The organism is Citrobacter sp. wls718, assembly GCF_005280945.1.
Taxonomy (GTDB): domain Bacteria; phylum Pseudomonadota; class Gammaproteobacteria; order Enterobacterales; family Enterobacteriaceae; genus Citrobacter; species Citrobacter gillenii.
Genome location: NZ_SZWV01000102.1, coordinates 1 through 13,901, shown reverse-complemented (window position 1 = coordinate 13,901; position 13,901 = coordinate 1). Strand labels below are relative to the sequence as shown.

At 52.8% G+C, this 13,901-nt stretch carries 16 protein-coding genes; 8 read left to right on the top strand and 8 right to left on the bottom strand.

Annotated elements, in window-relative coordinates:
• Position 1 precedes the first annotated feature (1 nt).
• The 4 genes from accA to tilS all read left to right on the top strand — a co-directional run bounded on the left by accA (position 2) and on the right by tilS (position 5,008).
• Positions 2-961, top strand: a complete 960-nt coding sequence (accA, locus tag FDW95_RS18800) for an acetyl-CoA carboxylase carboxyl transferase subunit alpha (RefSeq protein ID WP_096758227.1) — start codon at positions 2-4, stop codon at positions 959-961.
• A 99-nt stretch (positions 962-1,060) separates the two neighbouring features.
• A complete protein-coding gene (gene ldcC, locus FDW95_RS18795) occupies positions 1,061-3,211 on the top strand; it encodes a lysine decarboxylase LdcC (protein ID WP_115259389.1) in 2,151 nt (716 codons plus the stop codon).
• A gap of 53 nt (positions 3,212-3,264) precedes the next feature.
• Positions 3,265-3,654: a VOC family protein gene (locus FDW95_RS18790; RefSeq protein ID WP_096758225.1), complete on the top strand. Its 390-nt coding sequence runs from the start codon at positions 3,265-3,267 to the stop codon at positions 3,652-3,654.
• Between the two features lie 61 nt (positions 3,655-3,715).
• Positions 3,716-5,008 carry a tRNA lysidine(34) synthetase TilS gene (tilS, locus tag FDW95_RS18785; RefSeq protein ID WP_137363581.1) on the top strand — a complete coding sequence of 431 codons (1,293 nt, stop codon included), beginning with the start codon at positions 3,716-3,718 and terminating at the stop codon, positions 5,006-5,008.
• An 83-nt stretch (positions 5,009-5,091) separates the two neighbouring features.
• On the opposite strand, the gene rof is transcribed toward tilS, so the two are convergent.
• A complete protein-coding gene (gene rof, locus FDW95_RS18775; protein ID WP_096758223.1) occupies positions 5,092-5,352 on the bottom strand; it encodes a Rho-binding antiterminator in 261 nt (86 codons plus the stop codon).
• Positions 5,339-5,539 (bottom strand): YaeP family protein, encoded by a 201-nt coding sequence (locus FDW95_RS18770; protein ID WP_096758222.1) that lies wholly within the window; start codon positions 5,537-5,539, stop codon positions 5,339-5,341. Before FDW95_RS18770 ends, rof begins: the two co-directional genes overlap by 14 nt.
• Positions 5,540-5,727: 188 nt before the next feature.
• On the opposite strand from FDW95_RS18770, the gene FDW95_RS18765 reads away from it, so the two are divergent.
• Genes FDW95_RS18765 through nlpE form a run of 3 tightly spaced genes read left to right on the top strand, consistent with a single transcriptional unit; the run spans position 5,728 to position 7,422 of the window.
• On the top strand, positions 5,728-6,270 hold the full coding sequence (locus FDW95_RS18765; RefSeq protein WP_115259385.1) for a YaeQ family protein: 543 nt from the start codon (positions 5,728-5,730) through the stop codon (positions 6,268-6,270).
• Positions 6,270-6,692: an alternative ribosome rescue aminoacyl-tRNA hydrolase ArfB gene (gene arfB / locus FDW95_RS18760; protein WP_096758220.1), complete on the top strand. Its 423-nt coding sequence runs from the start codon at positions 6,270-6,272 to the stop codon at positions 6,690-6,692. The genes FDW95_RS18765 and arfB overlap by 1 nt, the downstream gene beginning before the upstream one ends.
• A 31-nt stretch (positions 6,693-6,723) precedes the next feature.
• Entirely contained in the window at positions 6,724-7,422 is a 699-nt protein-coding gene (nlpE, locus tag FDW95_RS18755) for an envelope stress response activation lipoprotein NlpE (protein WP_115259383.1), read from the top strand.
• A gap of 41 nt (positions 7,423-7,463) precedes the next feature.
• On the opposite strand, the gene proS is transcribed toward nlpE, so the two are convergent.
• The 6 genes from proS to metN all read right to left on the bottom strand — a co-directional run bounded on the left by proS (position 7,464) and on the right by metN (position 13,056).
• Positions 7,464-9,182: a proline--tRNA ligase gene (gene proS, locus FDW95_RS18750; protein WP_115259381.1), complete on the bottom strand. Its 1,719-nt coding sequence runs from the start codon at positions 9,180-9,182 to the stop codon at positions 7,464-7,466.
• Between the two features lie 110 nt (positions 9,183-9,292).
• Positions 9,293-10,000 (bottom strand): tRNA (N6-threonylcarbamoyladenosine(37)-N6)-methyltransferase TrmO, encoded by a 708-nt coding sequence (gene tsaA, locus FDW95_RS18745; protein ID WP_115259379.1) that lies wholly within the window; start codon positions 9,998-10,000, stop codon positions 9,293-9,295.
• Positions 9,997-10,401 carry an Rcs stress response system protein RcsF gene (rcsF, locus tag FDW95_RS18740; RefSeq protein WP_096758216.1) on the bottom strand — a complete coding sequence of 135 codons (405 nt, stop codon included), beginning with the start codon at positions 10,399-10,401 and terminating at the stop codon, positions 9,997-9,999. The genes tsaA and rcsF overlap by 4 nt, the downstream gene beginning before the upstream one ends.
• Before the next feature lie 116 nt (positions 10,402-10,517).
• On the bottom strand, positions 10,518-11,333 hold the full coding sequence (metQ, locus tag FDW95_RS18735; protein ID WP_096758215.1) for a methionine ABC transporter substrate-binding lipoprotein MetQ: 816 nt from the start codon (positions 11,331-11,333) through the stop codon (positions 10,518-10,520).
• Positions 11,334-11,378: 45 nt separating this feature from the next.
• Complete coding sequence (locus FDW95_RS18730; RefSeq protein ID WP_003018471.1) at positions 11,379-12,032, bottom strand: methionine ABC transporter permease MetI; 654 nt, start codon at positions 12,030-12,032, stop codon at positions 11,379-11,381.
• Complete coding sequence (gene metN / locus FDW95_RS18725) at positions 12,025-13,056, bottom strand: methionine ABC transporter ATP-binding protein MetN (RefSeq protein WP_096758214.1); 1,032 nt, start codon at positions 13,054-13,056, stop codon at positions 12,025-12,027. The genes FDW95_RS18730 and metN overlap by 8 nt, the downstream gene beginning before the upstream one ends.
• A gap of 189 nt (positions 13,057-13,245) precedes the next feature.
• On the opposite strand from metN, the gene gmhB reads away from it, so the two are divergent.
• On the top strand, positions 13,246-13,812 hold the full coding sequence (gene gmhB / locus FDW95_RS18720) for a D-glycero-beta-D-manno-heptose 1,7-bisphosphate 7-phosphatase (RefSeq protein WP_115259377.1): 567 nt from the start codon (positions 13,246-13,248) through the stop codon (positions 13,810-13,812).
• The last annotated feature ends 89 nt before the right edge of the window (positions 13,813-13,901 follow it).

Genomic DNA, 13,901 nt, shown 5'->3' with positions numbered 1-13,901 from the left:
TATGAGTCTGAATTTCCTTGATTTTGAACAGCCGATTGCAGAGCTGGAAGCAAAAATCGATTCTCTGACTGCGGTGAGCCGTCAGGATGAGAAACTGGATATTAACATCGATGAAGAAGTGCATCGCCTGCGTGAAAAAAGCGTAGAACTGACGCGCAAAATCTTTGCCGATCTTGGCGCATGGCAGGTAGCCCAGCTGGCTCGCCATCCACAGCGTCCGTACACCCTGGATTACGTCCGCCTGGCGTTTGATGAATTTGATGAGCTGGCGGGCGATCGTGCCTATGCGGATGATAAAGCTATCGTCGGCGGCATCGCGCGTCTTGATGGTCGTCCAGTGATGATCATTGGTCATCAGAAAGGCCGCGAGACTAAAGAAAAAATTCGTCGTAACTTCGGCATGCCAGCACCGGAAGGCTATCGCAAAGCGCTGCGCCTGATGGAAATGGCCGAACGTTTCAAGATGCCGATCATTACCTTCATTGACACCCCTGGGGCTTATCCGGGCGTGGGCGCGGAAGAACGTGGTCAGTCTGAAGCGATTGCGCGTAACCTGCGTGAAATGTCACGTCTGAGCGTACCGGTTATCTGCACCGTTATCGGTGAAGGTGGCTCCGGTGGCGCGCTGGCGATCGGCGTGGGCGATAAAGTGAATATGCTGCAATACAGCACCTATTCTGTTATCTCCCCGGAAGGCTGTGCATCCATTCTGTGGAAAAGCGCAGACAAAGCGCCGTTGGCGGCAGAAGCGATGGGCATTATTGCCCCACGTCTGAAAGAGCTGAAGCTGATCGATTCTATCGTACCGGAACCGCTGGGCGGGGCGCATCGTAATCCAGAAGTCATGGCTGCGTCGCTGAAAGCACAGCTGCTGGCCGATCTGGCCGATCTCGATGTGTTAAGTACGGAAGAGCTGAAAAATCGCCGTTACCAGCGACTGATGAGCTACGGTTACGCGTAAACTGCATATATTCTGAAAAGGGCCACAACGCTGTGGCCCTTTTTTTTACCTGCGGTTTGACCAGGCTATGATTAACTAAGGTTTTTCCAGGAGGAACGCATGAATATCATTGCCATCATGGGACCGCATGGCGTCTTTTATAAAGATGAGCCCATCAAGGAACTTGAACGTGCACTACTGCAGCAAGGGTTTCAGATTATCTGGCCGCAGAATAGCGTCGACCTGCTGAAATTTATTGAGCATAACCCGCGAATTTGCGGCGTCATTTTTGACTGGGATGAGTACAGCCTGGAGCTGTGTAGCGATATCAACCAGCTTAACGAATACCTGCCACTTTACGCCTTTATCAATACCCATTCGACGATGGATGTCAGCGCCCACGACCTGCGCATGGCGCTGTGGTTTTTCGAGTATGCTCTAGGCCAGTCTGACGATATTGCCACCCGTATTCGCCAGTACACCAATGAATACCTCGATAACATCACTCCGCCGTTTACCAGGGCGTTGTTCACCTACGTGAAAGAAGGGAAGTATACCTTCTGTACGCCGGGGCACATGGCGGGGACGGCATACCAAAAGAGTCCAGTGGGCTGCCTGTTCTATGACTTTTTTGGCGGCAATACGCTCAAGGCCGACGTCTCCATTTCCGTGACCGAACTGGGGTCGCTGCTGGACCATACTGGCCCGCACCTGGAGGCCGAAGAATATATCGCCCGCACCTTTGGGGCAGAGCAGAGCTATATGGTGACGAATGGCACCTCGACGTCGAATAAAATTGTCGGTATGTATGCAGCCCCGACCGGAAGTACGCTACTGATCGATCGTAACTGTCATAAATCACTGGCGCATTTGCTGATGATGAGCGACGTGGTACCCATCTGGCTGAAGCCCACGCGTAATGCGCTGGGTATTCTTGGCGGTATCCCTAAGCGTGAATTTACCCGTGAGAGTATTGAGCGCAAAGTCGGAGAGACCGCCCAGGCCCAGTGGCCAGTACATGCGGTGATCACCAACTCTACCTACGACGGTCTGCTGTATAACACCAACTGGATCAAACAGACGTTGGACGTGCCGTCTATTCACTTTGACTCGGCCTGGGTGCCCTACACTCATTTTCACCCGATCTATCAGGGGAAAAGCGGCATGAGCGGCGAACGAGTACCTGGTAAGGTTATCTTTGAAACCCAGTCGACCCACAAGATGCTGGCGGCGCTGTCGCAGGCTTCTCTGATCCACATTAAAGGTGACTACGATGAAGAGACCTTTAATGAAGCCTTTATGATGCATACCTCGACGTCGCCGAGCTACCCGATTGTCGCGTCAATAGAAACGGCGGCGGCAATGCTGCGCGGCAACTCAGGCAAGCGCTTAATCAATCGCTCCGTTGAGCGTGCGCTGCATTTTCGCAAAGAAGTACAGCGACTGCGGGAAGAATCGGACGGCTGGTTCTTTGATATCTGGCAGCCGGAAAAGGTGGATGAAGCGGAATGCTGGCCCGTAGCGCCGGGTGAAGACTGGCATGGGTTTACCGATGCCGACGCCGACCACATGTTCCTCGATCCGGTGAAAGTGACTATTCTGACACCGGGGATGGATGAACAGGGAAACATGAGTGACGAAGGGATCCCGGCGGCGCTGGTGGCGAAATTCCTCGACGAACGCGGTGTCGTGGTGGAGAAAACGGGTCCGTATAATCTGTTATTTTTGTTCAGCATTGGCATTGATAAAACCCGGGCGATGGGGTTGCTGCGTGGGCTGACAGAGTTCAAACGTTCGTACGATCTGAATTTGCGTGTGAAGAATATGCTGCCAGATTTGTATGCTGAAGATCCGGATTTCTATCGCAATATGCGTATTCAGGATCTGGCACAGGGGATCCATAATCTGATCCGCCAACACGATCTCTCCGGGCTAATGCTACGGGCATTTGACACCCTACCGGAAATGAAAATGACGCCACATCAGGCCTGGCAGCGGCAGATCAAAGGCGAGGTGGAGACGGTGACGCTTGACCAACTGGTGGGGCGCATTTCTGCAAATATGATCCTGCCTTATCCTCCCGGCGTACCGTTGCTGATGCCGGGGGAAATGATCACCGAAGACAGCCGGGCGGTGCTCGATTTCCTGTTGATGCTGTGTTCTGTCGGCCATCATTATCCTGGATTCGACACGGATATTCATGGCGCTAAACTGGGTGAGGACGGCGTGTACCGTGTGAGAGTCCTAAAAATGGCATCGCAGCTTGCCTGAACCGACCGCGGACGAGTAACGTGCGAAAAGAAAACTAAAGAGGCTAAGACGCTATGCTGGGATTAAAACAGGTTCACCATATTGCCATTATTGCGACGGACTACGCGGTGAGTAAGGCATTTTACTGCGACGTGCTGGGCTTTACGCTGATGAGCGAGGTCTACCGGGAAGAGCGTGACTCCTGGAAAGGCGATCTGGCGCTGAACGGGCAGTACGTGATTGAGCTTTTTTCTTTTCCATTTCCACCTTGCCGTCCCAGCCGACCGGAAGCCTGCGGGTTACGCCATCTGGCGTTCAGCGTGGATGATGTGGAAAAGGCGATAGCCCATCTGGAAAATCATAATGTGAAATGTGAGGCAGTACGTGTCGACCCCTTTACCGGCAAACGCTTTACTTTTTTCAACGATCCGGATGGATTACCGCTTGAATTATACGAGCAGTAAGGCTTGTCATTGTAACGGTAGCCCGGTAACGTGCCGGGCAATACCCTAGTAAGTACTCATCATGACGACACTCACACTAAACACTTCACTTCTGACATCTCCCCATATCCTGGTGGCCTTTAGCGGTGGCCTCGACTCGACCGTGCTGTTGCACCAACTGGTGCTGTGGCGAAAACAACACCCCAACATCGTGCTACGCGCTATCCATATCCACCATGGATTGAGTCCGCACGCAGACGAATGGGTGACGCACTGCGAATCGGTTTGTGCACAATGGCAGGTGCCGCTGGTGGTTGAACGGGTGCATCTTCAGGATGACGGGCTGGGGATAGAGGCGCAGGCCCGGCGGGCGCGCTATCAGGCTTTTGCCCGGACGCTGCTGCCGGGTGAAGTGCTGATGACCGCCCAGCATCTTGATGACCAGTGTGAAACCTTTTTGCTGGCGCTCAAACGCGGCAGCGGCCCGGCCGGACTTTCTGCAATGGGGGAAAGTTCACCGTTTGCTGGGACCCAGCTTATTCGCCCGCTATTGGCGCAAACGCGTGACGCGCTTGAACGCTGGGCGTTGGAGCATGGACTACGCTGGATTGAAGATGAAAGTAATCAGGATGATGCCTACGATCGCAATTTTCTGCGGCTACGTATAATCCCGCAACTGCAACAGCGCTGGCCGCACTTTGCTGAAGCGGCGGCCCGCAGTGCGGTGCTGTGTGCCGAGCAGGAACGTTTGTTGGATGAGTTACTTGCCAATGATTTAGCGGAGTGTGTCACCGAGCAGGACACCCTTTTAGTTGAGCCATTAATGACGATGAGCGATGTACGACGTGCTGCGCTGCTTCGTCGCTGGCTGGCAGGGCTGAATGCACCGATGCCATCCCGGGATGCGCTGGCGCGAATCTGGCAGGAAGTGGTGCTGGCGCGGGAAGATGCTGCGCCGTGCTTGTGCGTAGGCGAATATGAAATTCGCCGCTATCAGTCACAGCTGTGGTGGGTGAAATCTGTTACCGGGCAAAGTGAAACTGTCATCCCGTGGCCATGCTGGCAAACACCGCTGACGCTGCCTGCCGGGCTGGGAGACGTACAGTTACTCCCAACGGGAAAATTACGTATGCCGCACGTGGGTGAACCGGTCAGTATTCGCTTTAAAGCGCCCGGGTTATTACACATTGTCGGGCGTAACGGTGGGCGTAAGCTCAAAAAAATATGGCAGGAGCAGGGAATTCCGCCCTGGCGACGCGATACCACGCCGTTACTGTTTTACGGCGAAACGCTGATTGCGGCAGCCGGTGTCTTTGTTACGCGGGAAGGACTGGCGGAAGGGGAAGAAGGCGTGAATCTGGTATGGCATGCCTGATGGCGCTGCGCTTATCAGGCCTACGTATCGCATGGAAAGTAGGCCGGATAAGGTGCTTGCACCGCCATCCGGCAACAAAATAATCAGGATTCGCTAACCACCACGGTACCGATTTCCGGGTGGCTGAAGCTGGCAATCTTGTCGAGACGAAGCTCACGTGATTCTCCAGAGACGTCTGCAACCAGATATTCCACATTTTTGCGTGAAACCAGGTCATTGGCTTTCGCCTGCAGCACTTCGCCATCTTTCAGCGCCAGCGTCAGTAATAAATGGTGCTGGCAGGCGAGCTCAAGATTGTCGTAATCATCACAGTTAATGGGTTGATACGTTTCATTCATTGACATAATCGCTCACCAGTAAGTTCGCGGCAGCATAGGCCGCTTTTTCTCTGACCGACTCTGAAAGGGCGCTGTCTTCCGCCACTTCATTCAGCACTTTCAATACGCAACCCAGCGCATCCGGGACATACCCTAAGTCTCCGCTGGCGATTTCCGCGTACCGCTTGCGTATTAACTCACAATATTTTTCCACATGCCCTCCTGTCAGTACTCTGACTTAACCGTGGATGCAAGTCTAAGCCTACGAAGATAAACTCTGTTTAGCAAGGTGACTATACCATACTCATTCAAGCAATATCAGCGCCTTGATAGAAGAGCTGTTAGCAGCCTTTTGGCGTAGTTTTCGCTACAATGTGCGCCTGATTCGAAAGGAGTTCTCTCATGGCGCTTAAAGCGACAATTTATAAAGCCGTTGTCAACGTGGCGGATCTTGACCGCAACCAGTTTCTTGACGCGGCATTGACGCTGGCGCGTCACCCTTCTGAAACCCAGGAACGCATGATGCTGCGCCTGTTGGCATGGATTAAATATGCCAATGAGCGGTTACAGTTTACGCGGGGCTTGAGCGCAGAAGATGAGCCAGAAGCATGGCTGCGTAACGATCATCTGGGCATTGATTTATGGATTGAACTCGGCCTGCCGGATGAGCGTCGGATTAAGAAGGCCTGTACTCAGTCTGGGGAAGTTGCTCTGTTTACCTATAACAGTCGGGCGGCGCAAATCTGGTGGCAGCAAAACCAGAATAAGTGCGCACAGTTTAAAAATTTGACTGTCTGGTATCTGGATGACGAACAGCTGGCGCAGCTGAGCGACTTTGCCGGGCGTACTATGACGTTGCAGGCGACCATCCAGGATGGGGCTATCTGGTTGTCAGACTCTCAGAACAATCTGGAAATTCATCTGACCGCGTGGCAGCAGCGTTGATGATCGTTCTCTCCCGAAACGTCTCTATCCCTGATAATGAGCTGGAAATCACGGCTATCCGGGCACAGGGTGCGGGTGGGCAGCACGTTAATAAGACCTCGACGGCCATCCATTTGCGCTTTGACATTCGGGCCTCTGGCCTGCCAGAGTATTACAAGGAACGCTTGCTGGCGGCCAGTCATCATCTGATCACTGCCGATGGCGTCATCATCATTAAGGCGCAGGAATATCGCAGTCAGGAACTCAACCGGGAAGCGGCTCTGGCCAGGCTGGTGGCGTTGATTAAAGAATTAACCGCAGTGCAAAAAAGCCGCCAGGCAACGCGTCCTACGCGCGCCTCGAAAGAGCGCCGGTTGTCATCGAAGGCGCAAAAATCCACCGTGAAGGCGCTGCGCGGGAAAGTTCGTCGTTCGCAGGACTGACGAACAGGAATAAAAAAATCATAAGGATTTTATAGTGAAAACAGCAATATTGTCAGTGGTCGCTGTATGCACGCTCTTTTCCTTGATCGGCTGTAATAATCGTACTGACGTCGAAGCATTGCAGTCGACGCGGGCGGCAGAATTAAAACCGATGCAGCAAAGTTGGCGTGGCATCTTGCCCTGCGCCGACTGCGAAGGGATTGAAACCTCGCTGTTCCTGGAAAAAGACGGGACCTGGGTGATGAACGAACGGTATCAGGGCGTACGGGATGAACCGTCTTCCTTTGCCTCCTATGGCACCTGGGCACGCACGGCGGATAAGCTGGTGTTGACCGACAGCAAAGGTGAGAAGTCTTACTACCGGGCAAAAGGCGAGGCGCTGGAAATGCTCGATCGTGAAGGTAATCCGATCGAATCGCAGTTCAACTATACCCTTGAGCCGGTGTCAGCCAGTTTGCCCGTCACGCCAATGCCGATGCGTGGGATGTATTTCTACATGGCGGATGCGGCTGTCTTTACCGACTGTGCGACGGGCAAGCGTATGCCGGTAGCAAATAATGCCCAGCTTGAACGCGGCTATTTAGCTGCTCGCACGGAAACTGGCCAATCGGTCTTGTTGACCCTTGAAGGGCATTTCACGCAGGAGGCGAACCCGGATACGGGCGAGAAGGTGAAAACGCTGATGGCGGATAAAGACGCGAAGTTTATACCCGGTAAAGGGTGTAATTAATCTCTGAAAAAAGGCCCTGATGATCAGGGCCTTTTGCTGTATCAGCCTTTAATGGCTTTAATCAGATAGTCGACGATGTCGCCGGTTTTAATCAGCTGTTTCTCGCCGTGACGACGGTATTTGTATTCGATATCATCGTTATCGAGGTTACGGTCGCCCAGCACGATGGTGTGCGGAATACCGATCAGTTCCATATCGGCAAACATCACGCCTGGACGTTCTTTACGATCGTCCATCAGCACTTCGATACCCTGCGCGCGTAGCTCAGCGTAAAGCTTCTCAGCCAGTTCCTGTACGCGGTAGGATTTGTGCATGTTCATCGGCAGAATCGCCACCTGGAACGGTGCGATGGCGTCCGGCCATACAATGCCGCGATCGTCAAAGTTCTGTTCAATAGCGGCAGCAACAACGCGAGTCACCCCGATACCGTAGCAGCCCATGGTCAGAATCTGGTTACGACCATCTTCGCCCTGAACTGAAGCTTTCATTGCTTCAGAGTACTTGGTACCCAGCTGGAAGATGTGACCGACTTCGATACCGCGTTTAATCAGTAGTGTGCCTTTGCCGTCCGGGCTCGGGTCGCCGGCAACGACGTTACGGATGTCAGCCACTTCTGGCGTGGCGACATCACGATCCCAGTTAACACCGAAATAGTGTTTACCGTCGATGTTAGCACCTGCTGCGAAGTCGCTCATGACCGCAACGGTACGATCGATAACTACCGGGATTGGCATGTTCACTGGACCGAGCGAGCCAGGACCTGCTTTGACTACGGCACGAATTTCTTCTTCGGTGGCGAAGGTCAGTGGGCTGGCAACCTGCGGCAGTTTTTCTGCTTTGACTTCGTTCAGTTCGTGATCGCCACGAACCAGCAGCGCAACCAGCGGGTAGCTGCTGCCTTCGACCGCTTTCACCAGCAGCGTTTTAACGGTTTTTTCGATCGGCAGATTGAACTGCTCAACCAGCTCAGCGATGGTTTTCGCGTTTGGCGTATCGACCAGCGTCATTTCCTGCGTGGCGGCACCGCGCGGTTCTTTTGGCGCTACGGCTTCTGCAAATTCGATGTTGGCAGCAAAGTCGGAACTGTCAGAGAACACCACGTCATCTTCGCCGCTCTGCGCCAGAACCTGGAATTCGTGAGAAGCGCTACCGCCGATAGAACCGGTGTCAGCCTGTACCGCACGGAAATCCAGACCCATACGGCTGAAGATCTTGCTGTACGCGGCATACATTGCGTCGTAGGTTTCTTGCAAAGATTCCTGAGTCGTATGGAAAGAGTACGCATCTTTCATCAGGAATTCACGGGAGCGCATGACGCCGAAACGCGGACGCACTTCGTCACGGAATTTAGTCTGGATCTGGTAGAAGTTCAGCGGCAGCTGTTTGTAGGAGCTGAGCTCGTTACGGATCAGGTCGGTGATCACTTCTTCATGCGTTGGGCCGAGTACGAATGGACGATCGCCGCGGTCAGCAATACGCAGCAGTTCCGGGCCGTACTGTTCCCAACGGCCGCTCTCTTCCCACAGTTCAGAAGGCTGAACTACCGGCATTAACACCTCGATAGCACCGGCGTTGTTCATCTCTTCACGCACGATGTTTTCGACTTTTTTCAGGACGCGCACGCCGGTCGGCAGCCAGGTATATAACCCGGAGGCCAGCTTGCGAATCATCCCGGCGCGCAGCATCAGCTGGTGGCTGATAACCTCGGCGTCGGCAGGTGTCTCCTTCAGAGTGGAGAGCAGATATTGGCTAGTACGCATGTTGTTACGGTTCCAGTTGAACGATCGAACAGGCTCAACGCGAGCCTGACACAAAAAAAGTGGTTTAGTTTACCAGCGAGAAAGGGATGTCAAAAGAGAAGGGCGCGAAATTACCGGGGTTCGAGCGCAAAGACTTCGAAACCCTCTGCCGTCACGCGCCAGCGCACGTTGAAATCGTGTAGCCAGACGGCGTACGTTTTGCCTGTCTCTTCACCCTTACGATACGCAGGACGCGGGTCCTGTGCCAGCACTTCACCAATAAATGTTTTTAGCAGCGGATAACGTTTTTCCAGCATCAGAAGTTGTTGCTCAACCTCAGGGGTGAAACTGACCGCCATTTCCGCGACTGGCGCATGCTGTGCATAGCTGGCGGTGGCATCGGGTAGTGCTTCAGCAAACGGCAGGTAGGGCTTGATATCGACCACCGGAGTTCCGTCGACCAGATCCAGACTGCCCAGTTGTAGGACAACGTTATCTTTCTGGCAGACAATGCCTTTTAGTTCGACCAGCGACATGCCGACAGGGTTAGGGCGAAAGGTCGAACGTGTGGCAAAGACGCCCATTCTGGCGTTGCCGCCAAGTCGAGGAGGGCGCACGGTTGGCCGCCATCCACCTTCCATTGTCTGGTGAAAAACAAAAATCACCCACAAATGGCTGAACGCTTCCAGGCCGCGAACGGCATCGGCCTGGTTATACGGTGCGAGCAAATGCAGTTCGCCGCTGGCACTTTCCACCAGACCAGGCTGGCGTGGAACGGCGAATTTTTCTTTATAGGGAGAGCGGATAACGCCTATTTGCTCGAACTGAAAGTGGCTCATTTCGTCGAAATATTCAGTGCAGAACCAATGCAAACCGCCTGACGGTAGCAACCCGGTGTTCCGCTGGTCACTTCGCAGCTGTGCAGCAATACCGCATTCGCTTTCATTTTAGAGGCATTTATCTGCATGCGTTTGCGTGCGGTTGGAATGCTTGGAGGAGAATCCTGGTTTGATGCCTGGCAGGATTCACCGCTGACTTCACCCAGATCGCGGAATGGTTTACCGACCAGATCTTCAGCGTTGGTGATAATTCTTACCGGTGTGGCACGCGGTGCTTTTGGTTTTTCTGGCTCCACTTTCGGCGGGGTCGTAGTGCTTTGAACGGGTTCAACAGGGGATCTGCTTAACATAGAACAGCCGCTCAACATGAGTGCTACTAAACAGATCGGTAAAGCACGCATAATATTTCCTCAATGAATGATCTAAACGTCAGATATTGAATCAGGTGCTTGCATAAATGACAAGACGGGCAAGCGCCCGTCCTGATGATATTACAGATTTTGGAAACAGCCTAAAATTACCAGCCCTTAACAGCGCCGCCATTGAAGACTTTGTTTGCCGCTTCGTAAACTTCGTCAGACTGATACGCCTCAACGAATTTCTTCACGTTCTCAGCATCTTTATTGTCTTCGCGAGTTACGATCAGGTTTACGTACGGGGAGTCTTTATCTTCAACAAAGATACCGTCTTTTGCCGGGGTCAGGCCGATCTGGCTGGCGTAGGTGGTATTGATAACCGCCAGCGCGATCTGTGCGTCGTCCAGTGAACGCGGCAGCTGTGGTGCTTCCAGCTCTACCAGTTTCAGGTTTTTCGGGTTTTCAACCACATCCAGCGCGGTTGGCAGCAGGCCAACGCCGTCTTTCAGTTTGATCAGGCCCACTTTCTGCAGCAGCAGCAGGGAACGACCGAGGTTAGTCGGGTCGTTTGGAATCGCTACCTGAGAACCGTCCTGCAGTTCATCCAGTGATTTGATTTTTTTGGAATAGCCAGCAATTGGGTAGACGAACGTATTGCCTGCAGCAACCAGTTTGTAACCGCGATCTTTGATCTGCTGATCCAGGTATGGTTTGTGCTGGAAGGCATTGGCATCGATATCGCCTTTGCTCAGCGCTTCGTTAGGCAGGACGTAATCGTTGAACGTGACCAGTTCAACGTCCAGACCGTATTTTTCTTTCGCCACTTTCTGTGCGACTTCGGCAACCTGCTGCTCTGCGCCAACAATAACGCCCACTTTGATGTGGTTTGGATCTTTTTCATCCTGACCGCAACCCACAAGTGCCAGAGAACCGATCAGGGCTCCAACTGCCGCAAAGGTTTTGAATTTGAACGCCATGCTTATTTCCTTTTCTTAATGAGTTTTTCTGTGTTGTGTGTAACGTTACTTGTGCGTGACCGCCCGGACGATGCGATCGCCGGATAACTGAATTAAATAAACCAGAACGACAAGTAATACCAGTACTGTATTCATCACGGTAGCGTTGTATCCAATGTAACCGTATTGATAGCCAATCTGCCCAAGACCGCCCGCACCGACGGCCCCGCCCATTGCTGAGTAACCGACCAGGGTAATCAGCGTGATCGTTGCCGCATTCACCAGGCCTGGCAACGCTTCTGGTAGTAACACTTTACGCACGATCTGTAACGGCGTAGCGCCCATCGCTCTTGAGGCTTCAATCAGCCCGGTCGGGATTTCCAGCAGCGCATTTTCTACCATTCGGGCAATAAACGGTGCGGCACCCACGGTCAGCGGGACGATAGCGGCCTGTAAACCGATCGAGGTGCCGACAATCATGCGGGTAAATGGAATCATCCATACCAGCAGTATAATGAATGGGATGGAGCGGAAAATATTGACCAGCGCTGACAGCGTACGATAGAGCTTCGCGTTCTCGATGATTTGCCCCGGACGCGTGACGTACAGCAGTACGCCGACGGGCAGGCCAATCACAAAGCCAAAAAAACCGGACACAAAGGTCATTGCCAGCGTTTCCCATACGCCGCGAACTAGCAGCCACATCATTGGCTCAGACATAACCCAGTACCTCTACTTTTACATGGTGTTCCTGCAGCCAGTTGATGGCCGCTTGTGTATCTTCTTGTGCGCCGTGCATTTCAGTCAGCATGATGCCGAACTTGACGCCACCGGCGTAATCCATCTGCGCACTGATAATGTTGTTGTTCACATTAAAGCGGCGAGCAATTTCGGAAAGCAGTGGGGCATCGACAGAGTGGCCGGTAAACTCCATACGCAGCATCGGGACGCTATCGGCTTCTGGTTCTGCTTTTAAGCGTTCCTGATAATCTTCTGGAATATCCAGATGCAGCGTGGATTGAATGAATTTCTGCGCCAGCGGCGTTTTCGGATGTGAAAACACTTCACTCACCGTGTCCTGCTCGATCAGTTCACCGTTACTGATAACCGCCACGCAGTCACAAATACGTTTTACGACGTCCATCTCATGGGTAATCAGCAGGATGGTTAACCCAAGACGGCGGTTAATGTCTTTCAGTAATTCCAGAATCGAACGGGTCGTTGCCGGATCGAGTGCGCTGGTGGCCTCATCGCACAGCAATACCTTCGGTTGGCTTGCCAGAGCACGGGCAATGGCGACACGCTGTTTCTGGCCGCCTGAAAGGTTGGCGGCATAGCTGTCGTGCTTATCGCCAAGGCCCACTAAATCCAGTAGCTCGGTAACGCGACGTTTGATCTCTTCTTTTGGGGTATTGTCCAGCTCCAGTGGAAGCGCGACGTTACCAAATACCGTGCGGGAAGACAGCAGGTTAAAGTGCTGGAAAATCATGCCGATTTGACGGCGAGCTTTGGTCAGCTCGGATTCAGAAAGCGTAGTGAGCTCCTGACCGCCGACCTGTACACTGCCCTCCGTTGGGCGTTCAAGTAAGTTAACGCAGCGGATGAGCGTACTTTTACCGGCACCTGAGGCGCCAATAACGCCATAAATCTGTCCGGCAGGAACATGCAGGCTGACATTGTTCAGTGCCTGAATGGTGCGCGTCCCCTGCTGGAACACTTTGGTGATATTCGAAAGTTTAATCATGGGTTATTTATTATCGTAATTAAGTTAGCCGTGGCATTTTCGTCTGTCTGGTACGGTCGACGTCGTTAATAAGATGGATGTTAAGGCATCCAGACGTCTAAATCAATCTGGCTTTGCACGATGAGCACTTTCTTGCCTGCCGAAACATGCGATACTAGAGCAACATGCCTTATTCAGGAGCTATAAAAGGTGGCAAAGTCTGTACCTGCAATTTTTCTCGACCGTGACGGCACCATTAATGTGGACCACGGTTACGTACATGAGATCGACGAGTTCGAGTTTATCGACGGCGTTATTGATGCCATGCGTGAACTTAAACAGATGGGCTATGCACTTATCGTCGTGACTAACCAGTCGGGTATTGCCCGCGGTAAATTTACTGAAGCGCAGTTTGAAACGCTGACGGAGTGGATGGACTGGTCGCTGGCCGATCGTGATGTTGATCTGGATGGCATCTACTATTGTCCTCACCACCCGCAGGGAACGGTAGAAGAGTACCGCCAGGTTTGCGACTGTCGTAAACCGCATCCAGGAATGCTTCTCTCTGCGCAAGAGTTCCTGCACATAGATATGGCGGCTTCCTATATGGTGGGCGACAAAATAGAAGATATGCAGGCAGCAGCCGCTGCTAACGTTGGGACCAAAGTATTGGTGCGCACGGGTAAGCCTGTCACGCCAGAAGCAGAAAATGCGGCTGATTTAGTGATAAATAGCCTGGCTGACCTGCCATTGGCGATAAAAAAGCAGCAAAAGTAAGCGTTATGGATAAAAGGTGAGCGGTTGAAACAAAAATGCATTTTTCCGCTTGTCTTCCTGAGTCGACTCCCTATAATGCGCCTCCATCG

Coding starts and splice junctions, on each gene's coding strand:
- accA (WP_096758227.1), top strand. CDS start 2: ATGAGTCTGAATTTCCTTGATTTTGAACAGCCGATTGCAGAGCTGGAA.
- ldcC (WP_115259389.1), top strand. CDS start 1,061: ATGAATATCATTGCCATCATGGGACCGCATGGCGTCTTTTATAAAGAT.
- FDW95_RS18790 (WP_096758225.1), top strand. CDS start 3,265: ATGCTGGGATTAAAACAGGTTCACCATATTGCCATTATTGCGACGGAC.
- tilS (WP_137363581.1), top strand. CDS start 3,716: ATGACGACACTCACACTAAACACTTCACTTCTGACATCTCCCCATATC.
- rof (WP_096758223.1), bottom strand. CDS start 5,352: ATGTCAATGAATGAAACGTATCAACCCATTAACTGTGATGATTACGAC.
- FDW95_RS18765 (WP_115259385.1), top strand. CDS start 5,728: ATGGCGCTTAAAGCGACAATTTATAAAGCCGTTGTCAACGTGGCGGAT.
- arfB (WP_096758220.1), top strand. CDS start 6,270: ATGATCGTTCTCTCCCGAAACGTCTCTATCCCTGATAATGAGCTGGAA.
- proS (WP_115259381.1), bottom strand. CDS start 9,182: ATGCGTACTAGCCAATATCTGCTCTCCACTCTGAAGGAGACACCTGCC.
- tsaA (WP_115259379.1), bottom strand. CDS start 10,000: ATGAGCCACTTTCAGTTCGAGCAAATAGGCGTTATCCGCTCTCCCTAT.
- rcsF (WP_096758216.1), bottom strand. CDS start 10,401: ATGCGTGCTTTACCGATCTGTTTAGTAGCACTCATGTTGAGCGGCTGT.
- metQ (WP_096758215.1), bottom strand. CDS start 11,333: ATGGCGTTCAAATTCAAAACCTTTGCGGCAGTTGGAGCCCTGATCGGT.
- FDW95_RS18730 (WP_003018471.1), bottom strand. CDS start 12,032: ATGTCTGAGCCAATGATGTGGCTGCTAGTTCGCGGCGTATGGGAAACG.
- metN (WP_096758214.1), bottom strand. CDS start 13,056: ATGATTAAACTTTCGAATATCACCAAAGTGTTCCAGCAGGGGACGCGC.